This is a genomic window from Streptomyces sp. NBC_01571 (assembly GCF_026339875.1).
Lineage (GTDB): Bacteria > Actinomycetota > Actinomycetes > Streptomycetales > Streptomycetaceae > Streptomyces.
The window spans coordinates 27,481-49,507 of the sequence record NZ_JAPEPZ010000004.1; the positions used below are offsets into that span (position 1 = coordinate 27,481).

A 22,027-nucleotide genomic window follows, 5' to 3' on the forward strand; every position below is an offset into this window, starting at 1 on the left:
GGCACGCCCCGGGAGCCCGTCGGGAGCGACGCATGAGCACGCGGTGGTTCTTCTCCTCGGCGCGCGTCGGTGCCGGCGCCTCGGCCGACGGCCAGGCGCTGCCCACATCGGTGCGGTTCACCCGCGACATCGAAGGCCGCCACGAGGAGCCGCAGGCAAAGGGACCGACCCTGTCCCTGGTGGGACCGGGCGACGTACTGGGCTTCGACCGGTCGATGGTGCTGCGGGAGGAGCCGCCGCCCGGCACGGCCGACGCCGCGGAGAACGTCATGGCGAGCGTCGAGCTGGCGCACGCCGACCTGCCCTGGCTGCTGTCCCCGGGATCCGTACCGACACTGCCCGAACCCAGCCCGCAACCCTGGATCGCACTGATCGTGCTGGCCGAAGACGAGGCGGCCCCGCCGCGCGCCGCGAACCCACTGCCCGTGCTCACCGCCCCCGTGGCCGCACTGCCCCCACTCGCCGAACGGTGGGCCTGGACCCATGTGGAGGCCCGGCTGCCCGACGACGTCACCGACGGCGAGCGCGCCCGGCGGCTCACCGAACAGGGTGCGCGCGACCACTCGGCCGGTGTCGTCGGCCGTCTGCTGTGCCCGCGCCGGCTAGCCCCCGACCGCGGATGGATCGCTGCGGTGGTACCCGTCACCGCCGCCGGGCGGGACGCGGGCCTGAACACGGCACCCGGGGCGGCGGCGACCGCGGGCGCCTGGCCCGTCGCGGGCCGGGACACTGTCGACCTGCCCGTCTACCACTGGTGGACCTTCCGTACAGGGCGAGCGGGCACGTTCGAGGAACTCGCCCGCCGACTGCGCTTCCAGGCCGCCGCCGAGTCCGGACTCGGCACCCGGGTCATCGACGTCAGCCACCCCTGGCCCGCCGAGGCCCCCGCCGGTCCGGCCACCGTCGCTACGGACGGCGCACTGCGGGCGCCCGGCACGGCGGCGCCCGAGACCTGGTCCGACCCCGCCGCCCAGGACCGCTTCCGCGCCCTGCTCCGCGAACGGGTCGACGCACCGGCCCTGCACCGCGCCGAGATCGTGGCGGCGGCCGACGAGGACGCCGCGGACCCGGACGTCATCGCCGTCGCCCCGCCCCTCTACGGCAGCCACCACACCGGCGAACAGACCGTGCCCGCCGAGCCCGGCGCCTGGATGAGCAACCTCAACCTGGAGGTCCGCCGACGGGTCGCCGCCGCGCTCGGCTGCCGCTACGTGCAGCTGGAGCAGGAGTTCCTGATGGCCCGGGCCTGGGAACAGGTCGGCGAGATTCGGCAGGCCAACCGGCTGCTGGCGGCGAGCGAGCTGGCGGCCGTCGCCGCAGAGCGGGCCCAGCACAAGCATCTCGACCCGCTGGGACCCGCCGACCTGGTCACCGTCATGGCCCCGGTGAGCGGGCGCGTGCCGGTGTCCGCCACACAGCCGGACGCGGAGCCGACCACGCTGGCCGCCATGCTGGCCTTGGCCCACGACGTGCCGGCCGGCACGGCAAGTACCTCGTTCGTCCGGCTGACCCGCGCCAACGGCGCGCTGGCCCGCCGCGCCCGGCGCGGCACGAACGGCGAGGTGGTCGCCGCCGAGCCGTTCCTCACGCAGAAGCTGAAGGGCCTGGGCATGATCGGCGACGAGGCGTCCCCGGAAGCCGGCCTGCCGGGCGAACTACGCGCCGGGCTCAGCCCCATGCGGCTGCAGGTGCTGCGGATGGCCGACCGTGTCCCCGCCGACGTCTGGGCAGAGCGCGCGGAGGACGACCGCCCGCTCCGGCCGATCATGGCCCATCCGAAGTTCACCGTGCCGATCGCCGGGGAACTGCTGGCCCGCTGGCCGGAATGGGCGCTGCCCGGCATCGGCGCGCTGCCGCCGGACACCGTCACCCTCCTGGAGACCAACCCCGAGTTCATCGCCGCGCTGCTGGTCGGGCTGAACCACGAGTTCAACCGCGAGCTGCTGTGGCGGGAGTTCCCCACCGACCAGCGCGGCACCCCGTTCGCCCGGTTCTGGCCGGGCGACAGTGCCGACGTCGAGGAGATCGCGCTGTGGCCGCCGGACGCCCCGCTGGGCAGCCAGTTGCGCACCGGTGGCAAGGGCGATCTGGCGCTGCTTGTGCGCGGCCAGTTGCTGCGCCGCTTCCCCGGCACCGCCCTGCTCGCCGTTCGGGGAGTGAACGGCAAGCTGCCGCCGGCCTTCGACGGCGTGCAGGCCACTGCGCTGGCGTTGGACGAGTCCACCGTGCTCTACCTGTTCCCCGGCCTCGACGAGGAACGGGCCCGCGCCGAGGAATGGTTCTTCGTGTTCCGCGAACCGATGCGCGGCACCCAGTTCGGGTTCGACTCCGGTGACCAGCCCGCCGAGATGAGGACCTGGGCCGACCTCACCTGGGACGGCATCCACGTGGCACCCGCTTCATGTGTCCAGCTCGGCCAGGCGCCCGACGCGCCGACCCGGCTGTCCCCACCCGACCCACCGGTCTGGGCCCGGGACGCGGCCGACATGGCCCGCATTGCCTTCCAACAGCCCTTCCAACTGGCCTTCCGGGCCACCACGTTGCTGAGCGGCTGACCACCGTGTCGAGGAAAGGAGCAGTGGGGACATGACCGACACGTTCGCCGCCCGCGCACAGCTGGACCAGGCACGCACCGCCGCGGACACCGCGCGGGCTCTCGCCGAGGAGAAGGAGGCCGTGGTGCGGCGCCTGCAGGCGCACATCCAGGCCGGTCTCCCCGATCCCGTCCTGGACCCGATTCCCAGCGCCCAGCTGCTCGCCGAGGCCGAGGCGGCCCTCCCGGACCTTCGGCGCACGGCCGACGAGACGAAGGGCCTGGTGGTCGAGGCGCAGGAGGAGTTGACCCGCGCCCTGGGCGAGGGGCAGGCGCTGTTCCCCGACGACAACACCGCGCCCATCGCGCTGCTCCCGGTGCGGGTGGAGACCATCTGGTGGGAGCCCAACACCCTGCGCGTGAGGATTTACCCGGACGACATCCTGCTCCCCCGATTCGACCCCGAACTTACCCCCGCCGAGGCCGCCGCCGGAACCGCGTATTGGCAGAATCCGGGCCCGGAAGCCTGGCAGAAGGTGCTCACCGAGCTGCGCCCGGCCCGCGCCTCCTGGGCGGTCCGCGCCTGCCGCCCCGGCGCTCCGGCGCCTGCCGTGCGTCCGGACGACCCGCGGGAGCATCGGCCGCGTATGGCGTGCATGCCCAAGCGCTGGCGTTTTCTCGGGCTGTTCGACGGCCAGGTGGTGGTGGACCAACTGGGCCGTCCGGTGCCGGACCCGCTGCCGATCGGCCTGCTGCGCTCCGAGGATGAGGGCTGGGAGACCGACTGGTTCGAAGCAGTCAAGGCGGGCATGGGCGTCGAGCTGGTTTTCCCGCCCGAGAACACCGAGAACCTGGACCAGTTGCTGGTGGTCGGCGTGCGCGACGACGCCCCCGCGGACGGCGCGGCCCGGCTGCGCGACCTGCTGCACGGCCACCGGTTCGGCAGCGGGCTCGGCCTGTTGCCCTCAGGCACCTCCACCAACAACACTCCGCGCGCCCGCTCCGGCTGGTCCTCGGCTCCCGCCCCTCCGGGCCCCGATCCCGACCCCGAGGCGGGGGAACGGCCGGTGGCCGACGCACTGGCGGCCGCGCTCGGCCTGCCTGACGCCGGGTTCCTGCGCGGCTGCTCCGGCGCCGCCGACACCGACCCGTCGGCGGTCGCCGCGCTGACCCTGCTCACCTGGCCCACGCTAGGCAAAGGCTTCGCTGAGGCCGCGCTGACGACGATCGACCTGGGCACCAAAGAGGCGAGCGGGGTCGCCTCCGAGGGGCCCTGGCGCGCGGTCCGCGAGCACCTCGCCGCGCACGTCCGCGGCCGCGGGCCGCTGCCGATGCTGCGCGTCGGCCGCCAGCCGTACGGGGTCCTGCCCGTCACCGCGCTGGACGACTGGCGGGCCGGACGCGTCGACGACGTGGACGGCGTGATCGCGCCCTGGCTGATGCAACTGCGGGAACGCTGGCGGGCGGCGCTGGACATGACAGTAAGTCAGGAGACAGGTGAGGAGGAGCTCGTCGTCCCGCGTGTCGAACCGGGCAAGCCGGTGGACCAGGTCGCGGTAAATGCGTTGCTGCGGCTGCCCGTGGCCACCGGCCTGGCCATGCGCCGGATGGACGGGCCGGCGTTCGCCGTGCCGAAGACGCCCCGTGATCAGCCTCCTGCGCCGCTGGGCCTGCCCGGTCTGCCGCCGGACGGGATGGTGCGCTGGACCACGAGCGGTGACGGCTGGACCTCGCTCGGCTGGGGCCTGGAAGAGGCGACCGGCGTCCCGGGGTTCGTCACCCGGCTCGCCCCGGACCCGGTGGCGTTTCCGGCCCGGGCGACGGCCACGGCGGACTATCTGGGTGCGGTACGGGCCTTCCTGGCGGGCGAGCTGGAGGCCGAGGCGTACGACCTTCAGTGGCCGGTGGAACTGTCCACGGGCCGGGAGGTCCCGCCTCGGCGCAGCACGTTCTTCGAACTTCTCCTCGTGGACGAGACGGTGGGGGCGGGACAGCCGGGCGAGGGGAACCAGCCAGGTGAGGGTGAGGGCGAGGGTGTGCCACCGGAGGACGGGGGGACGCCTGGGGTGGTCCCGCCGGACGGCGAACCGGACCTGAGCGGTGTCCTCGACGCGCTGCTGTTCCTGCCCAACTGGTCCACCTTCCTGGACGACCTCGACCCCGGGGACGACCCTCTACGCCAGGCACTGGCCGTCACCGGCGAAGTGGATCAACTCGTGGCCGACGTGCTGGAGGGCCTCGACGAGCGCCAGCGCACAGAACGCGTCGCGGCCGCCGCCGGTGCCGCGGGCGCGCTGTCCCAGCTTGAGCAAGCACTGCGGGCCCTCGCCGCCGTACCGGTGACCCGGCTGCCCGAGCTGCTGCTGGAAGTCATCGACGTCCACTCGCACCGCCTGGACGCGTGGATCACCTCACTGGCGTCCAAGCGTCTGGCCGAGTTGCGGGCGTCCGGCGCCGAGGGCGTCCGGTTCGGCTGCTACGGCTGGGTGGAGGACCTGCGGCCGCCGGAGCCGAGCGAGCAGCTCGACGTCGAGCTGGACGACGGGGCGACGACCGTCGAGCTGTCCGGGAAGGACGGCTACATCCACGCCCCCTCACTGCACCACGCGGCCACGGCCGCCGTCCTGCGCTCCGGCTTCCTCGGCAACCCCGACGAGGAGAGCTACGCGGTCAACCTCACCTCCCGCCGCACCCGTATCGCACGCTGGCTGCTCGGCGGTGTACGGCAGGGGCAGAACCTGGGCTCGCTGCTGGGCTACCGGTTCGAACGGGCACTGCACGATGCCGAAGTGGACCATCTTGTCGAACGGTTCCGCCGGCAGTTCCCCCTTCCGGTCGTGCCCGAGACGCGGGCCCAGGACCCGGATGCGGATCTGTGGGCGCGCAGTGCGGAGGCCGTCTCCGCGCGCAACGTCGTCGACGGCATGGCCCTCGCACGGGCCGGGGCCGACGCGTCCGACCGGGTCAGTGTCATCGATGGGGCGCCGGTGGTCGCGTCGGAGAGCGACCGGGCGGCGGTGAACCCGCTGCTGGCCGACCTCACCGACGCGCTGGACGCGGTCGGAGACCTCGTGCTGGCCGAGAGTGTCCACGAATTGGTGGGCGGCAGCCCGATCCGAGCCGGCCTGACGGCCGACACCCTCGGCCGCAGCGAGGACGTGCCGGACACGTTCCGTGTCCTGTGCCCCCCGCACCGGGCCCGCGCCCTGACGCACCGAACGGCCGCGCTGCTCCCGGCCGAACCGACCGGGCCGACCGGCTGGGCCGCCGATCCGCTCGCCGCGCTGCAGCCCGCGCTGGAAGCCTGGGTCGCAAATCTGCTCGGCCCGGCGGCCGGCTGGACACTCGCCGGGCGACTCGGCGACGGGCAGCAGGACGCCCGCCCCTTCGAACTCACCGCCGACCTCCTCGGGTCGAGCGCGCTGAGCACCGTACTGGACGCGGCCGCGACTGAACCGTCCATGCTGCGCGGGGCGGTTCGGAGCGCGTTGGGTGTCGCGCCGAACACATCCGTCGAGTTCACCGGACCCGGCTGGAGCGGGCTGCGCGGCCGGGCGGCCCGGATCCGCTCCCTGCTTTCCACCGCGCAGCCGTTGCTGCCGTCGCACCTGCCCGAGGACCCGGGCGGCCGCTCGGTCGACACGGCGGGACTGCGCACCCGCCTCACCGCCTTCGCCGCGAGCCCACTGGTGGCCGGACACCCCGCCGAGGCCAAGGTGCGCCAGCTGGCAGCGGAGCCGGTCGTGCCGGAGTCGGCCGACTCCTGGCTCTCGCGGGTCAGGACGGAACTGTCCGAGGTGCTCGGCACGGACATCCCGCTGCTGCCCGCACTCACCGCCCCGGCCCCGCCACCGGCGGGGCGCGGCGGCCTTCCGGGCGCCGACATCGAGGACTGGCTGCGGCGCAACGCGGCGGTGCGGCCCGCGGTGCGCACTCTGCACGAGACGTTGCTGCTGGCCGGATCCAGGGCCGGGCGCGTGGAACGGCTGCGTGCCGCCCAGCATCCGACGACCGAGGGCGACGCCTGGATCGGCGGCACCTTCCCCGCCGGGCAGCGCCCGCCCGCCACCACTCACCTGGTCTGGCACGCACCGGCCGACCTCACGCCGAACGCGGCCGTCACCGGCGTCGTACTTGACGAGTGGATCGAACTCCTCCCCGGTTCCGAGCAGCCGCCGGGACCCGAGCCGACGGCGCACACCGAACTGACGGGCGTCGCCTTCCACTACGACCGCCCGGACTCGAAAGCCCCGCACAGCGTGCTCATCGCGGTCCCCCCGGACCTGAGCCGCGGCTGGACCGCCGACGGCTTGATGCAGGTGCTGCGCGAGACGCTCGAACTGGGCAAACTGCGCGCCGTCGACTGCGACGACCTGCCCCTGCTGCGCTCCCTCCTCCCCGGCATCCGGATCTCCCAGCGGGGAGCGACCGGGCAGGCCCTGGCCAGGATCGAGACCCACAGGCCCCGCACCGACCCGGACGGCCCCTTCCGGCTGGAGCCCCGACACCGCGCCTCCGACGTCGAGTCCGGCCTGGCCGCCAAGGTGCACGACCCCCTGTGGCTGCTCACCCGGCAGTGGCAGTTCGGGGAGTTCACTGCGCAGGACGCGGGCTCTCCAGCGGTGGTCCGGATGACCGGCAGCAGCGCGCCCATCGACGCCTGGCGCCCGGCCGGGGCTACCGACTGGGTGCCTTATGAAGTCGGCCAAGGCCCGCTGGACACCCGGATCGAGGACGAGCCCGTCCAGGTCGACGAGCGGCTGCGCGCCGAGGGCGGGGCCGCCCTGTTGCGTATGTCCGACGACGCCGGGTTGCTCAGCGCCGCCCTCACGGCGCTGGACCCCCATCGGCTCCAGGCAGGCGAGGCGGACGCGAGCCTGATCGGCCTGCTCGACGGCCGGATGCCCGACGCGACGTCGGTGGCGGCGGCACTGGACGCGGGCACTTTCGACGGCGGACCGGACCCACGACTCGGCGAAGTGGCCGTGCGCTGGCGGCGCTGGTGGGACGCACAAATGGCGGAGCGCGGCCCGGACTGCTTCGACCCGCATCGACTCGAGTACGCCGCGGAGTTGTCCACCGGCGGTAGCGTGCTGCGCGCCGAGGAGTACCAGGGCGACGGCCTGGACTGGTACAGCCTGGACGTGCACCCCGACCTCGACATCGAGGCTGCACCGCAGGGGCGGCCACGCGCGTTCAGCGAGGAGGGTCTGCCCTCGACCGTGCGCTACGGCGGGCTGCCGGCCGACCGGTTCTGGGAGATGGAGGACGCACGGGTCGACCTGGGGGCGGCGGACGTGTCCACCCTCGACACCGGCCGCCTGCTCCTGATCTCGTTCGCCACGGTCTACGGCAACGACTGGTTCCTGGTGCCGCTGGAGGTGCCGACCGCGTCCCTGACCATCATGGACAAGCTGCTGGTGCGCGATGTGTTCGGCCGCCACCACCTGGTCCGGCGCGCCGGACGGGACGACCCGTCCTGGTCGATGTTCACCCTGAACAGTCCTGACCCGGACCACCCGGCGGCGTCCGGACTGTTGATCCTGCCCACCGAGCGCGGCCAGACCGGGCAGCCCCTCGAACACGTGGTCCTGGCCCGCGATGAACTGGCCAACCTGGCGTGGGCCGTTCAGCGCCATTATACCGATGGCCGCGGTGAACGGGTCGACCGCCGCGACCGCTGGGCGCGCGGCGTACCTCCCGAGCCGTCCGTGGCCGGGGAACTACCCGCGTACGCCGTGCAGACCGTCGTACCGGACTACTGGTTCCCGCTGGTCCCGGAACCGGTCCGAGCCGACCAGATCCGGTTCCGGCTGGCCACGCTCACCGGCCCCGGCCTCGACTCGCGGCCCGAGGGCCGGCTGATCGCCCCCGGACTGTGGCTGCACGAGGAGGAGGTGCCGCGCGACGGCGCGTACGTGACCCGCCGCCCGGTGCTGGCCCGCTGGTTCGACGGCTCCTGGCACAGCTGGGTGCGCAGGGAGAAGGCCCCCGGCACGGGCGAGAGCTCCAGCGGACTCGCCTTCGACACGGTGCGGCCCACTGAGCCGTGGCCGTGAGACAGGCCGTGGCGGCCCAGCGCGTCGGTGACTGTCCCATTGACCTTCATCCCGCAAGTCTCGTCGTGTCGGACGGGACGCTCTCGGGCGTGATCGACTTCGGTGACATGTTCGCCGGTGATCCGGCATGGGACCTCGCCGCCTTTCGGTTCTTCGACGCGCACGCGGACGAGGCGACGATCCGCAGCGCCCGCGGGCTGGCTGCTCTGAAAAAGAAGTCCCCGGTGTCCACGACGAGGGCGCCCGCCGCGCACCGCCGGCGCAGCCCTTCCAGCAGGCTGCGCCCCTCGAGAACAGCGGAGTGAAAGTCGTTGGTGACGACCAGCGTCGCGGTCATGGCTGCCTCCGCATCGCGACCACGCGCAGCATGCCGGAGCCTGCGGCCAGAACTCCCGCTGGGAGATGCCGTCGACGTCCTCCCAGACCAGGCCGCCGCCGGCCGCGCCGCGGTCCTCCAGGGTGCGGCGGGGCACGGCGACCAGTCCGCGCTGCACCTTTCTGGTGGTGGCGAACACGTGTGAGGCCAGTGCCGCTGACAGTTCCCAGTCGAACGGCAGGATCGACACCGACACGCTGCCCTCGTCCAGCCCCGCGTTAAGGTCGACACCGCGGACGTCACCGATCGTGATCCGCGCCCGCGGCCCGAAGGGCCGCAGCCGGTCCTGCAGGATGCCGCGCAGCCGTGCATCCCTCTTTACGGCCCAAATCCGGGAGCCGGACGCGGCCACGGCCGCCGACACGTGCCCAGCCCCGTCCTACCTCCAGGACTTGCGTGGCGGCGTTGAGTTCGGCGCACTCCAACAGCCGGCCGGCGGTGTCCGGGGAACGCCAAGAAGTGCTGGCCGAACTCGCCGCGCACCGCAAAGCCGCTCTGCGCCAGACGTCGGCCGTACCGGGCCCACCAGGACCTGCGAGCGGTGCTCCGTCACTGGCTGACTGTGTCGTCTGAGCCTGCGACATGGCAGGCACCTCCTTTCGAGTGTTCGCCGCCTGATGGGCGGTTCCACAAGGATGGGCTCAACTGTTCGGCTGTGGCGACGGGTTGGAGGGAGTCCCGCAGGAGTCCCGTCACCCGCAATCAGTCACCGGCCGTGCGCGGTGGGTGATTTGATGGATGGGTGGAAGAGACGCCCCGTCACCCGCTGGCTGTCGCACGGATGGCCCGCGGCCTGACACAGGATGCGCTCGCGGCGAAAGCCGGGGCCGGGCGGCGGGGGCTGCGCTCGGGCACCGACCGGGCACGGCTGCGCAAGTGGGAACGGGGCGTGGAACACAGCGAGGAGGCGCAGCTCTACATCGCCGAGGCGCTCGACCTGCCAGCGAGAACCGTCCGCAGCGACGACTGGCCCGGCTGGATCCCGCAAACTATGACCGGTGTGGTTCCGCTGGGCCCCTTCAGCTTCAGCTCCGTACCCGCTCTGAGAGAGGCTCTAAGAACAGCCATGGAACGCCGCACCTTCCTGACGATCTCTGGCAGCGCGCTGACCGTACTGGCCGCGCAGTGGGCCGACAGCGACGCCAGCCCCCTCACCCGCGCCCGCGACGGCAAACTCATCGGCGACGAGTTCGTCGCCCTCCTGGAAGACACCTCCCGGCATCTCGCCGCTCTGCCCACCGAGCAGCGCCAGCACACCGCTGCACTGCTGGACGCGCACCTGTCCACGGTGACCGATCTCCTCGAACACTGCCGCTACACGCCCGCCGTCGGCCTGCGCCTGCACACCCTGGCCGCATCCCTTGCCCAGACCGTCGCATGGCACCGCTTCGACTTGGGCCACCACATCACGGCCAGGCAGTACTGGGTCGCCGGCCTGCACAGCGCCCACGCCGCCGCAGACCACGACATGGGCGCCGGCGTCCTGGGCGACCTCGCCTACCAGGCAGCCTGGCGCGACGACCACGCCACCGCGGCCGCCATCCTCACCCGCGCCTTGACCCGCGCCCGGCACCCGGCCGCCCGTTCCCTGCTGCAGCTGCGCCTTGCCCGCACCCTCGCCGCGCAGGGCGAACAACGCCCCGCCCTGCGGGCCATCGCAGCCGCCGAGCACCACCTCAGTGACGCCCGGACCCAGCGGCCCGCCTGGTGCGCGTGGATGTCGGACGCCGACCTCGCCGTGGACACCGGGCAGGCCCTCCTCGACCTCGGCGACACCACACGTGCCCACCAGCTCATCACCGAAGGCGAACGCCTCCTGCCCGCCGCCCGCGACAAAACCCGCGGCGTGTTCCTTGCCTACCGCGCCTCCAGTTACCTCACCGCCAAGCAACCCGCGGCCGCCGCGGCCGCCGCGGCCGAATCACTTCTCCTGGCACAACGCATCGGCGCACCCCGGTGCGTGACCCTCGTCCACGACCTGCTCCCCCGCTTTCAGCCCTACCGACAGGAACAGGGTGTGCCGGAGCTCCTGGAGCTCGCCGCCGCTTAGCAGGCCGCGAAGCCTCGCGCCGCAGCGTTCACCGGAAGAAAGATGGGCGTGGCCGACAAAGCCGACATACTGTTGCAATTCTGGCTGGAACAGCGCAACCAGGCGCGTCAGGCAGAGGCGCAGCAAGCACCCATGACCAACATCATCCTGCTCGTGGTTGCTGCAACCCTCGGCTTCGCGGCGACCCGCGGCCTTGACCAACGCTCGACTCTGTTGGTCTCCCTGCCCATGGTCGGTATGGGGATTTTCGGGGCCGTAATTAGTACGAAGAACTACGAGCGATACGCGCTGCACATCACCTACGCGCAGCGTCTTCGGGTCCAGCTGGATCAGCTGGAGCCGACAGTTCGGATCATGGACGAGTGGACCGCCGCCCGCATCGAGCACCATGCCCGCTATCCCCGGCTGCACAAAATTCGGCTGCATAACCTGTGGGTCTGCTTCCATGCCGGGATCGCGGCCAGCGGGGTGGCGCTCACCATCCTCATTCTCCTGTGAGCTCCTTCGGGACGACCTGCTCTGCCTGGGATCCCTCAGTACCTGCAGGTCGGCTCGCGCGACCTGCAGGTACTGGGCACCGTGTACCCGACCAGGGCCCATGGCTACCTTCGCGGTCTCGCCACCAAACTGGAGCCGTGGAAGAAGGACGGCACCGCCGTGGCCGAGTCGGCAGGATCCGCAGCAAGCTGGCCGCAGCTTGACCAGGACTCGCCAACGCGTGCAACGAGGACCTCGAGTGACACGCGGGCCCGTCTATTCGCGCGCATCTCGCCAGCCGGGGTCGTCCGGTCCACCGTCCACGGCGCCGTTGGGCACGTCGAAGGCTTCGCTCGCCCACTGGGCGCGCAGGATTTCACATGCCTGCGCGGCTGCCGCGTGATCGCGGAGATGCTCCTGCCACGCATCGTCGGTGGCCGGCAGCACCCGCCCCCGGTCGGCGGTGCGTCGGTGAGCTCGGGCTGCATAGATCTCCCGAGGTGTCGGCGCGTCGACCCACGAGTCAGACGGGAGTGATGCGAGGAAGGCCTCCTCAGGTTCCCGCAGAACGGGCCGATAGACCAGTGCGGCAGCTGCAGCCAGCGCGCGTCGCCGCTGGCGCTGTTCAGCCAGATCGGCACGGAGCTGAGGGCGCGCCTGCTCGACGTAACGCTCCCACGCGGGGGTACGGCGGGCGCGATCGTGGAGCATCGCATCGTAGCGGGCACCGTCATCCGCTCGGGGCGCGTTGGCGAATGCTGCCAGGGTGGGCGGGAGCTCTCCGAGACGCTGGCGTCGACGGACCTCGTGATGGATGTAGGCGGCGGCGTCTTGCAGACGGACGGGGACGCCCCAGGTGGCTAGTTCGCCCGCGAGCTGCGCCGAAATCCATCCGGCCTGGATAAGAGGGCGAAGGGCGTAGGCGAGGCGGCGGGAACACGCATCGAACAGCCACCACACCTCGCGCTGCACTCGCTCGGCGAGCAGGATCGCCGCCCGGCACTCTGCCGGTGTGAGCGCCCCGTGCGCTGGAACGAGCGTGTTCGGCAAGCGTACTCGCGCGGTGTTCTTCTTAACGCTCGCTACTACCTGCTGACGAGATGGGGCGGAGGTACCCACAAGAGAAGGGGTGCACCGGCGGTCCTTCCGCTTCGCCCGGACGCTGCGCCGTACAGCCGCGATGGCACGCTCGCGTCCCACCGCGGTGAAGCCGATCAGCCGGGCCCGGTAGCCACGGCCGCGTATGCGGTGCCCCTGCTGGCGGTCCCAGGCCGGAGGGGCGACAGGCGCGTACAAGGTGGCGGTGCCGCAGTAGCCGTCGCCCTGGTGCCAGCCGGAGCTGCGTCGGGTGCGTAGGACGTTGCGTTTCGAGCCGTGCTCGACCCAGACGATGAGGCCGAGTTCACGCAGGTAACGGGTGTGGTTGAGGATCGTTCGGCGGCTGAGGCCGAGCTCGCGGACCGTCGCGGCGATGTTGAAGGGGACGTGGCCGTGCTGGCTACGGTGCATGCGCGAGGCGAAGACGGTGGCCAGGCGGATCGTCGTGGGGCCGGCTTTGGGGTGGTGGCGCACCATGTAGCGAGTCGCTGCGAGGAAGTCGCTCGAGCGCCGCAGTTGCCGTGACGTGGTGGTCCGCAACTCCTGGGCTTCCCGCTTCGTGATCAGCTCGAAGCGCCACGCGGCGATGCGACGCGGCGAAGTCTCCTTGGTTGTCTGGGAGTTCCTGCTGCGGTCTTGTTTCCGGGAGGCGTGGCGGCTGGGGGTGTGGTCGGGCATGATGGTGTCCGTCTCGGGGTTCGCCTCGTGGCAGTACGAGGCTGGAAGGTCAGGTCCGGAAGGTCTTGTGGTTGTTGCTGGTGGAGGGGTGCGACCCTCGCGCTGGCGTTTGGGCGGCAGTCGGTCTGGTGGCGACCAGGCCGTGCGGCTGTGGGGCGGCTCGGCCTTGATGGCCGTGGACCGCCCCTTTTCCGTTGCCGGGGCTATCCCGTGATGAGGTGGATGATGAGCGCCGTGGCCCAGGCGGCGGGGATGAGCGCCACATACGCCTGCGGCTGGCGCAGCACGGGCTTTCCCGGTGTGAGGGATGCCTTTCCGAGTGGCGGTGCCGAGGCGGGCAGGGCCTTGAACTTCCGGTAGGCGGAGGCGTTCTGCGCCAGGGCCACGGGGGTGTGGAAGAGGAGGCTTGCCAGTCCCCACCAGCCTTGCCACAGCGTCCTGGTTGTCATGGTGCGGACCAGGGCGATGCCGCACTGCCGGCACAGGGGCTCGGCGACGGTGCGGGTCCGGCCCCACAGGACCAGCCCGGTGTGGGATCTGATCTCCGTGTGCGCGACCGGGTGCGCCTGGCAGATGTGACAGCCGGGCTCCGGGGCTGGATCGGTGTTCAGGGCGTGCCAGGGGATCGGCGTGTCCGTTTCGGCGATGCCGTTCCAGGGTTCGGTGGTGTACCAGGCCGGTGCCGTGTACTGCGGCACGAATTCGCCGTCGTCGCTGCCGGGGTTCGGGGCGTTCATGCGGGTGTTCCTCCTCCTGGAACAGGTCCTGCTGGCGGGTGCTTCAGGCGGCTGCGGAGCGGGCCGGGGTCAGCGCGGCCCGCGCGTCCGGGCGTACCGCTCCGTACTGGCCTCTGCTCGCGTGGTGCCGGCTGGTGGTGGGGTCGAGGTGCAGGGTGTGGATTCCGTCTGCGGCCAGGTCGTCGACGAGGTGGCGCAGCAGGGCGTGGCCTGGTGCCAGATGCCGGTGGGCGGGGTCGGCGACGAGGGGAAGGGTGTAGCAGTGGGGGCCGCGGGTCAGACACAGCTGCGCAGCGATCGCGTGGTCATCGACTCTGAGTACGGCGATGCGGGCCGTGGCCGCGCCGGTCTTCTCCAGGACGCTCTGCCAGTCCCCCGCGCCGGCGTTGTGCTGCAGCGGGCCGTGACGGCGCTGCAGGTCTGCCCAGACTGTGGCCGCTGTCGCGAGGGCTTGAAGGTGCCGGGTGCTGGTGTAGGTGATCGTGTGGTTGGTGGCGAGGCGTGTCCAGGTCCGTCGGCGGCGAGCGTGCTCGCGCTGCACGGAGGGCGACAAGGTGTCGTAGCGGACCGGCAACAGGATGGTGGTGCGCGCCGATCTGGTGGGGGTCCAGGGGATGTCTGCGCCGACGAGGTGCAACGCGTGGCCGAGCGGGCTGTCCGCGTCGACCGCTTCCAGGGCGACCTCGGCGCTCTCTTGTTCAGCGGCCAGCAGCAGGTGGAAGGCGAAGGCGCGAGCGACAGCCGGATCGTTGGCGTGCGGGCCGATGGGACGTAGGCACGGTGCGTGCGGCGCAGACAGCGGTGAGATCCGCGGACGCGTCCGGTCCTCGTGTCGGGTCAGGGGCAGGGCAGCGACGATCCGTCCGGTCGGGCTTACAGCGGTGAGGACCAGCGGTGTTGCCGTGTACGGCAGTCGCTGGGCCCATGCTGTGAGCCAGTGCAAGGACTGGAAGGGCGTAGCCGAGTGGTCTTCGGCGTAGAGCTCCCGCCACTTCCCTGTGAGGAGGTCCGTGGCCTCCGGTCCCCGGAGCTCGCGTACGGACAGGGTCGTCATCGGGTGGCCTCGCGGGTGGTGTGGTGGGTGCGGGGGTGGAGGGCGGCGGCGAAGTCTCGTCCGGCGGCGGCCGCGGCAGCGGTCTGCGCGCGCGGGCTTGCTTGCATGCGGCGGATGACGGCGGAGCCGACGACCACGACGTCGGCCCAGGCGGCCGCTGTGCGGGCCTGAGCAGGTGTGGAGATCCCGATCCCTGCGGCGATCGGCAGACTGGTGAGGCTGCGCAGCTGGGTGATCAGGCCGGGCAACCGGGGGCTGACGGGTTGAGGGTTTCCGGTGACTCCGTCGGTAGCGGCCGCATAGAGCATGCCGGTGGCTGCGGCGACGGTGCGGGCCAGGCGGTCCGGCTGGGTGCGGTGTGAGACGAGCGGGATAGTTCCGAGGCCGGCGGCCCGGGCGGCGGCCGTCCACGGTGCCGCCTCCTCGATGGGCAGGTCGGGGATGAGGACGGCGTCGATGCCTGCTGCGGCCGCGGCCGTCGCGAAACGCAGCGGCCCATAGGCGTGCAGGGGCTGCCAGTACGACATCGTCACCAGCGCGGCCGGCGAGCTCGACGACAGTTCGCGGGCCGCGGCGAAGAGGTCCTCGATACGGAAGCCTGCGTCGAGTGCGGTCTGGGATGCCTGCTGGATGACCGGGCCGTCCAGCACACCGTCGGCGTATGGGATGCCCAGCTCGATCACGTCCGCGGACTGTGCCAGCAGGTGCAGCGCATCCATGCCGGCGACTCGGTTCGGGTAGCCGACCGGCAGATACATGCCGAGCGCGCACCGGTCCTGGGCCTGGGCCGCGGTGATGACCTGATGCAGACGGGATTGCGGGCCGGATGCTTCGTGGAGCTTCCACGGCAGGTGCGCGGGTGTGTCTTGCGCGGTGACAGTGTGGGGGGTCATCGCGGGCCGCTCCGGTAGAGGCCGGAGGTCTCCATGGTGCGGATGACGGCGTGGTCGTGGTCGATCTCGCGGGGGTCTTCCGCGGCGAGTGTCAGCCGGCCGGGGGAGGTCAGCAGGTCGACGGTGCGTTGGATGCGGACGCCGGGCTCGAGTGCGCCGACGTGTCCGCGGATCGTCGGCATGTTCAGCAGCCGGTCGACGAAGAGCGGGTCGAGGACGCCGTCGTACGGGGCGATCAGGGAGATCTTCGAGACGGTGGCTCGGGGTCGGTCGGCGGCCAGCCGGCGGGGCTTGCCGGTGACGACGGCGTGCACGGCGTCGCGGATGTGGTCGCTGCCGGTTACCTCGCGCATGGAGTGCGGGTCGTAGAACCCTTCGGGCCGGGCACCGGTCTCGATCAGGACCGGGCCCCGGCCGGGGACGTACATCACCTCGGTGTGGGCGGGGCCGTTGGTGACGCCGAGGGCGTCGAGGGCGCGCACGGTGTAGTCCGTCAGAACGCGGGGGACCAGGCGGTTGCGGTTCAGCAGGTCGAGGCGGTCGTACAGGTGGGTGCCGGGGGTGCGGCGGTCGGCCCAGCACTCGGTGATGGTGTGCCGGGCAGCGCCCCGTAGATCCGTGACGGAGACGCTGTTGACGACGTACTGGGAACCGCGGAGCCGCTCCTGCAGGACCAGGTGGTCGTTCCCGCCGCCCATCGCATTGGGAACCTGGTGCAGCCTCATCCACGCGGCGCTGATCTCCTCGGGACCGGAGCAGAAGATCACGCCATCCGAGCCCGCGCTGTCGGCCGGCTTGAGCACGAAGTCCGTGACGTCCGGGAGTGATTGGGCCCAGGACAGTGCGTCCTGGAGCCGGTCCGTGCTCAGACTTCGCGGGCCGTCCAGACCCGCCCGCGCGAGCGCGGCCGCCATGGCGCCCTTGTCCCGACGCAGGTGGGAGGTGCGCGGATCGTTGCCCGGCAGGCCGAGCCGGTGGGCGAGCTGCTCCGTGAGGGCGACGCCGATCTCGGTGCCGGCTACCACTGCGGTGACCTGTAGCGCCCGCAGGGCCTGCGCGGTCATGTCGAGGCTGCCGTCGTGGGTGACGACCTGCTGGTATTCGGTCGGGGCGGGACTGCCGCGGTAGAGGGGCGGCAGCATGTCCTCGTCGGGGATGACTGCGACGCACTTCCACCCCCGGTGGATGATCTCGTCGCGGTAGTGCTTGCCAGAACTGAACGGGGCGACCACGGCGACGACACCGCCGGAAGGAACGGCCGATGCAGGCGGGGGCGAGGTGACGGTGAGCGACGACGTGTTCATCTGCGACTCCAGATCGGGGGTGAGGACGGTTGGCTTGCCGGGCTGTGTCAGCGCACGCAGGTTGTGATGCGGTCTTCCGCCGGGAAACGAGCTGTCGGCGGCCGGACGGGGGTAGCGAGGGCGAGTCCGTAGAGCTGGCCCGGCGAGGTGAACCACTGCGTCAGGTCGAATCCGGCGGCTTCGAGTTCGGCGCGGACGCCCGCTTGACGGAACTTGGCGGAGATCTCGGTGCGCAGGTCTTCGCCGGCGGTGAAGTCGACGGCGAGGTCGAGGGCGGGGATCTTCACGGTCTGCTCGGTCCGCGAGCGCAGCCGCATCTCGATCCACTCGTGCTCGGCGTCCCAGAGCGCCACGTGCTCGAAGACGGCAAGGTCGAAGTCGGCGCCGAGCTCACGGTTGACGACCGTCAGCACGTTCTTGTTGAACTCGGCCGTCACTCCGGCCGCGTCGTCGTACGCGGCGACGAGCACCGACTCGTCCTTGACCAGGTCGATGCCGAGCAGCAGCACGTCGTTTGGTGCCATCAGGACGCGAAGGGAGGCCAGGAACGCGACGCGTTCGGCGGGCAGCAGATTGCCGATGGTGCCGCCGAGGAACGCCACCAGCCGCGGTCCCGGCGTGCGGGGCAGGAGAAGCGGCGCGGTGAAGTCGGCGACAAGAGCATGCACGTTCAGGCCCGGGCACTCGGCGATCAGCGCGTGCCCGGCCTGGGCCAGGGCGCTCTCGCTAACGTCGACCGGCACGTACGTGTGCAGGCCCGGCAGCGCGTCGAGGAGCAGGCGGGTCTTCTCGGATGAGCCCGAGCCGAGTTCAACGAGGGTGCGCGCGCCGCTCGCCGCGGCGATCTCGGTGGCCCGGGCGGCCAGGATCTCGCGCTCCGCCCGGGTGGGGTAGTACTCGGGCAGTTCGGTGATCTTGTCGAAGAGCTCGCTGCCGTGCGCGTCGTAGAACCATTTGGGCGGCAGCGTCTTGGGTGAGCAGGTCAGGCCGTGCAGGACGTCGGCACGCAGCGCGGCCGCGGTGGCGTCCTCGGGCAGGGTGCGGGTCAGCCGGAAAGGGCTCACGTGATCGCCTCCAGGGGAGGTACGGGGCGTGCGGGTACGTGCGGAGCGCGGTCGTCGGCCTGGGCGAGGGGACGGCGTGCGGTGAGCAGAATCAGCGCGCCGGCTGTCGTGGCAGCGGGAAGGAACAGGGGGTGCAGGACTCCGGCGGCCGCGGTGCCCAGGGCGCAGCCGACATCGAGGGCGGCCACCAGCAGGGCCTGCGCCTCGGTGACAGTGCCGCGCGGAGCGAGAGCCCCCGTCGTCACGAATGCGACGGCAAGGAGAGGCGCCATGAGACTGCCGGTGCTGGCCGTCGCGGCGAACACCGTGGCGGGCCCGCCTGTGACGATCACGGCGAGCCAGCCCGCGCTGAACAGGGCAGCGAGTGCGATCAGTTGTTGGGGTGTGGTGCCGGGCCAGGACCGGGCGCCGTAGGCGAGGCCGCCGAGGACCGCGCCGGCCGACAGCACGGCGGGGAGGCCTCCGACCAGCCAGGGGGCGTGGTAGCGGGTGGCGGCGGTGATCGCGAGGGGTGTGATGGCGCCGATCGGGACGCCGATGCAGGCCATGGTCACGTACAGGGTGCGCAGCTGCGGGGACCTGACGGGTCCCAGCCAGTCGCCTAGGCGATCGTCGACGGGAGTCCAGGAACGGGAAGGGGGTGTAGTGATGACCAGCGCGGTGCCGGCGATCCCGAAGGCGGCTGTCACCAGGAGCGCCGCGGACGGGGAGGCTGCCAGGGCGATGCCCGCGACCATGACGGGTCCGGCGATGTAGATCAGTTCCTGGCTCGCGGCGTCCAGGGCCAGGGCCGTGCGCTGGTGGTCGCGGGTCGGCATCACGGAGCCGGGGCCCATCCCCCACAGCGACCGGAGACCTGCTTCCAACGGAGGCTTCGTTCCGCCAGCGACGGCCACCGCGGCGGTGATCTGCCAGAGCTGGTTCGAGCCGGTCGAGGCAGCGAGCAGACCAGCACAGCTCGCAATGCCGCTCACCGCGAATACCGCAGTCTGTCCGTGCCGGTCGGCCTGACGACCGATCAGCGGGCCGCCGGCGGCGCTGGCCAGCAGGTAGAGCGCCGCCAGAGCCGCTCCAGTTGCGGCACCGAATGTATGGGCACCTGCGAGGACGATGGCCAGCGGCGCCATCCCGTTCGGAAGCCGGCCCACGAGCGTCCCGGCAAGCAGCTGCTTCGCTTCCGGTTCGCGCAGGACATCCCGGTACCGCAGCCGTACTGATCTGCTCGCGGTCGGCGTCCCCGCTTTCGAAGCGGTCACGGCAGCTCCACCGTCTGTGTATGAGGACGGCGCAACAGTCCGTGCAGCGGCAGGCACACCGCGGCGCCGAGGAGGCCGCAGGTCAGCGTTGTGAGCGCGGCCAGTTCGCTGCCGCCGTGGGTGAGGGACCAGCCCGCGAGGGCGGGCGCGCACATGATGGCGGCGGCGAGGGTGGTGCCCCAGATTCCCGCGTAAGTGGCGCGAGCATGAGGAGGCGCGATCCGGTTGACGATGTCGCCGGCGGCGACGAACGCCACGATCTCACCCGGGACAGCGAGGAAGGCGGCGGCGCTGTAGCCGAGAGTGGTCGATGCCAGACCCGCAGAGCCGATCCCGGCCCCGAGAACAAGTCCGCTCAGTGCGAGCGGCCCGACCATCGCGTGGGGGCGGGCCGCGCGCCGCGCGAGCAGCGGGTTGAGGAGCGGCGAGATCGCCACGACCGCGACGGCACTCGTGACCTGGGTCCACCCGTAGGCGGCGGCATCGAGTCCGTCGGCCGCCATCATCAGCGGCAGCGCGGAGAACAAGGCGCCGACCGGAATCAGCGTCAGAAGGCTGGCCAGCCACAGCACCCACAGCCGCGGATCTGTGATCGCCTCCCGGTAGCCGCCGTGCTCGACGACGGCCGTGCGCGTGGCGCGGGGAAGAACCCAGAGGACGAGGACTGCGATCACGGCGCACACGGCGCCGTTGACCCAGAACAGCGTGGGGATGCCGGTACGGCCGGCGAGTGCGCCGCCTACTGCTCCCGTGGTGGCGGCTCCGACGTTCGTGGCGAAGTGCCGCCACCCGTTGGCCTTCGCGCGTCCCGCTTCGTCAGGGATGACGTCCGCGACCATCGCGGCGATGACGGGTCGCGGCGCGTCGTAGACGGCGCCGGACACCGCCGCGGCCGCGATCAGCGCGACGGTTGTGTGCACCTGGGCGAGCACAGGGAACGTCGTCGCGGCCAGGAGCATGGCGCCGGCGAGGGTGGCGCGCCGGCCGATGCGGTCGGCCAGCCACCCGCACAGCACCTGCCCCACCAGCCAGCCGGCACCGAACACCGCCAGCACGATGCTCGCCACAGAAGACGTCAGGTGCAGGCCGTCCAGGCGGTAGGACAGGAACGGGTAGACGAAGCCGCCGGCGCGCACAGCGAACGTGGTCAAAAGGAGGGCCCAGATGACGGGGGGCCAGCGGGCCGACGTCGGTGTGGCGGTGGTCTGGGTGGGGACGGCGATAGCGATGGGGAGGGCGGACATGGGCAGCTCCAGGCAGTCTCCGGCGTCATGAGTCCTGGGCGTCGGAGGGCGCGGAAGGGGGTGGGGGAAGGGGTGCCGCCGGGGGACGACGGCACCCCTGGGAGACCGAGTGCGCCCGCAGAGGTGGAGGAGACATGCGGGCACGCGCTGGCAGGACAGCGGGTCTCGGTCCCTGCCCGGTCAGGCAGGGGGACTGCTGACCGGGGGACGAGAGGGGCAGGAAAGGCCTGCGGCCGGTCTGTCTAGATGGGCCGCGTGGCTTCGCTCACCGCCCTCACGTAACGGTGTGTGCGGTCAGCAGCCCTGGGTGCCCTTGTCGACCAGCGTGCGCACGAAGGTCCAGTTGACCCAGCCCGTGGTGCCTGCGGGCAGGCCGTTGCGCGACTTGGAGCGCAGGGTGACCTTGTACCACTCGCAGTTGCCGAACCCGCCAGGGTTCGTTGCGGTCACCTTGATCTTGTCCCCGGAGGCCACCAGGCCCCTGACAGTCGTGCTGTAACCCGGGGCGGTACGGAAGCGAACTCCGTTGCCGCCCCAGACCGTTGTGTTGTAGTCGCGCACGTTGTGCACGCTGTATGCCGAGGCCGGGCTCACTGCCACGACGCCGAGAATCACGGCGGCGGAGGCAGCCACGGCCGCCAGGCGGCGTGGTGCAAATCGAGCTCTGAACACAGGGGTCTCCCTGAGATGTACGGGGAGCTCAGTGCCAGGAGACGCTGGCCGACGGGGACTTACTGTCCCTTGGGCAGGCAGGTCTATTCTGGCCGCGGCGGCGTGCTCGCAACACGCCTGCCGGAGCTCCACCGGCGGTTTGGTTTAGGTCCTTGCTCTGGTGGGGCGCTATGGGTGGCCGTCCCTCTGCCGAGAGGGGCGGCCACTCGCGTTCCGCGAGGCGGAACAGGACGGAACGGGATGTGCCGTCCCTTCCGCGCTCGCTGCCCGGCCGTGCGGCCTGTACGAGGGGCTCGACCCGGGCGTGCCTTGTCGTGCGCGGCAGGTGCCGTGCTCGACCTCGGAGCGCCCGGGTCCGGCTGGGCTTGCACTGGCAACGCTATGCATATGCGCGGTGCACCACCATTGAGCGGGTGCACCATTTGAGTGGCGTGAGCTATGGGTTCTGCACCACTCGGCCCGTTCGCGGCGCCGCGGTGCACTTTCCGTAGCGGTGGCCTTTCGGACGTGCACAACGGTGCGACCCGGGGCG

General features: G+C 71.7%; 13 protein-coding genes and 1 pseudogene. 5 read left to right on the forward strand and 9 right to left on the reverse strand.

Annotated features, from left to right (window positions below; genetic code table 11):
- Nucleotides 1-32 precede the first annotated feature (32 nt).
- The 5 genes and pseudogenes from OHB41_RS49435 to OHB41_RS49455 all read left to right on the forward strand — a co-directional run bounded on the left by OHB41_RS49435 (nt 33) and on the right by OHB41_RS49455 (nt 11,516).
- The gene (locus tag OHB41_RS49435) at nt 33-2,555 is read left to right on the forward strand and encodes a hypothetical protein (RefSeq protein ID WP_266708906.1); all 2,523 of its coding nucleotides are present in this window, start codon (nt 33-35) and stop codon (nt 2,553-2,555) included.
- Between the two features lie 31 nt (nt 2,556-2,586).
- A complete protein-coding gene (locus OHB41_RS49440; protein WP_266708908.1) occupies nt 2,587-8,592 on the forward strand; it encodes a hypothetical protein in 6,006 nt (2,001 codons plus the stop codon).
- Nucleotides 8,593-8,633: 41 nt separating this feature from the next.
- Nucleotides 8,634-8,804 (forward strand): annotated as a pseudogene (locus OHB41_RS49445) (phosphotransferase); the annotation flags it as partial.
- A 906-nt stretch (nt 8,805-9,710) separates the two neighbouring features.
- The gene (locus OHB41_RS49450; protein ID WP_266708910.1) at nt 9,711-11,018 is read left to right on the forward strand and encodes an NsdA family TPR-like regulatory protein; all 1,308 of its coding nucleotides are present in this window, start codon (nt 9,711-9,713) and stop codon (nt 11,016-11,018) included.
- Nucleotides 11,019-11,066: 48 nt separating this feature from the next.
- The gene (locus OHB41_RS49455) at nt 11,067-11,516 is read left to right on the forward strand and encodes a hypothetical protein (RefSeq protein WP_266708912.1); all 450 of its coding nucleotides are present in this window, start codon (nt 11,067-11,069) and stop codon (nt 11,514-11,516) included.
- A 255-nt stretch (nt 11,517-11,771) separates the two neighbouring features.
- On the opposite strand, the gene OHB41_RS49460 is transcribed toward OHB41_RS49455, so the two are convergent.
- The 9 genes from OHB41_RS49460 to OHB41_RS49500 form a co-directional block, all read right to left on the reverse strand.
- Nucleotides 11,772-13,271, reverse strand: a complete 1,500-nt coding sequence (locus OHB41_RS49460) for a hypothetical protein (RefSeq protein ID WP_266708914.1) — start codon at nt 13,269-13,271, stop codon at nt 11,772-11,774.
- Between the two features lie 203 nt (nt 13,272-13,474).
- Nucleotides 13,475-14,008 carry a hypothetical protein gene (locus tag OHB41_RS49465; RefSeq protein ID WP_266708916.1) on the reverse strand — a complete coding sequence of 178 codons (534 nt, stop codon included), beginning with the start codon at nt 14,006-14,008 and terminating at the stop codon, nt 13,475-13,477.
- A gap of 43 nt (nt 14,009-14,051) precedes the next feature.
- The gene (locus OHB41_RS49470; RefSeq protein ID WP_266708918.1) at nt 14,052-15,062 is read right to left on the reverse strand and encodes a GNAT family N-acetyltransferase; all 1,011 of its coding nucleotides are present in this window, start codon (nt 15,060-15,062) and stop codon (nt 14,052-14,054) included.
- Nucleotides 15,059-15,955, reverse strand: a complete 897-nt coding sequence (gene trpA / locus OHB41_RS49475) for a tryptophan synthase subunit alpha (RefSeq protein WP_266708920.1) — start codon at nt 15,953-15,955, stop codon at nt 15,059-15,061. Before trpA ends, OHB41_RS49470 begins: the two co-directional genes overlap by 4 nt.
- Complete coding sequence (locus OHB41_RS49480; RefSeq protein ID WP_266708922.1) at nt 15,952-17,259, reverse strand: hypothetical protein; 1,308 nt, start codon at nt 17,257-17,259, stop codon at nt 15,952-15,954. Before OHB41_RS49480 ends, trpA begins: the two co-directional genes overlap by 4 nt.
- A gap of 47 nt (nt 17,260-17,306) precedes the next feature.
- Nucleotides 17,307-18,323 carry an L-histidine N(alpha)-methyltransferase gene (gene egtD / locus OHB41_RS49485; RefSeq protein WP_266708924.1) on the reverse strand — a complete coding sequence of 339 codons (1,017 nt, stop codon included), beginning with the start codon at nt 18,321-18,323 and terminating at the stop codon, nt 17,307-17,309.
- Complete coding sequence (locus OHB41_RS49490) at nt 18,320-19,579, reverse strand: MFS transporter (RefSeq protein ID WP_266708926.1); 1,260 nt, start codon at nt 19,577-19,579, stop codon at nt 18,320-18,322. Before OHB41_RS49490 ends, egtD begins: the two co-directional genes overlap by 4 nt.
- Nucleotides 19,576-20,823 (reverse strand): MFS transporter, encoded by a 1,248-nt coding sequence (locus OHB41_RS49495; RefSeq protein ID WP_266708928.1) that lies wholly within the window; start codon nt 20,821-20,823, stop codon nt 19,576-19,578. Before OHB41_RS49495 ends, OHB41_RS49490 begins: the two co-directional genes overlap by 4 nt.
- 294 nt (nt 20,824-21,117) lie before the next feature.
- Nucleotides 21,118-21,423, reverse strand: a complete 306-nt coding sequence (locus OHB41_RS49500) for an SH3 domain-containing protein (protein WP_266708930.1) — start codon at nt 21,421-21,423, stop codon at nt 21,118-21,120.
- Nucleotides 21,424-22,027 lie beyond the last annotated feature (604 nt).

Bases quoted from the DNA above. Each gene is read 5' to 3' on its own strand.
- OHB41_RS49435 (WP_266708906.1), top strand. From the start codon at position 33: ATGAGCACGCGGTGGTTCTTCTCCTCGGCGCGCGTCGGTGCCGGCGCC.
- OHB41_RS49440 (WP_266708908.1), top strand. From the start codon at position 2,587: ATGACCGACACGTTCGCCGCCCGCGCACAGCTGGACCAGGCACGCACC.
- OHB41_RS49460 (WP_266708914.1), bottom strand. From the start codon at position 13,271: ATGCCCGACCACACCCCCAGCCGCCACGCCTCCCGGAAACAAGACCGC.
- OHB41_RS49465 (WP_266708916.1), bottom strand. From the start codon at position 14,008: ATGAACGCCCCGAACCCCGGCAGCGACGACGGCGAATTCGTGCCGCAG.
- OHB41_RS49470 (WP_266708918.1), bottom strand. From the start codon at position 15,062: ATGACGACCCTGTCCGTACGCGAGCTCCGGGGACCGGAGGCCACGGAC.
- trpA (WP_266708920.1), bottom strand. From the start codon at position 15,955: ATGACCCCCCACACTGTCACCGCGCAAGACACACCCGCGCACCTGCCG.
- OHB41_RS49480 (WP_266708922.1), bottom strand. From the start codon at position 17,259: ATGAACACGTCGTCGCTCACCGTCACCTCGCCCCCGCCTGCATCGGCC.
- OHB41_RS49495 (WP_266708928.1), bottom strand. From the start codon at position 20,823: ATGTCCGCCCTCCCCATCGCTATCGCCGTCCCCACCCAGACCACCGCC.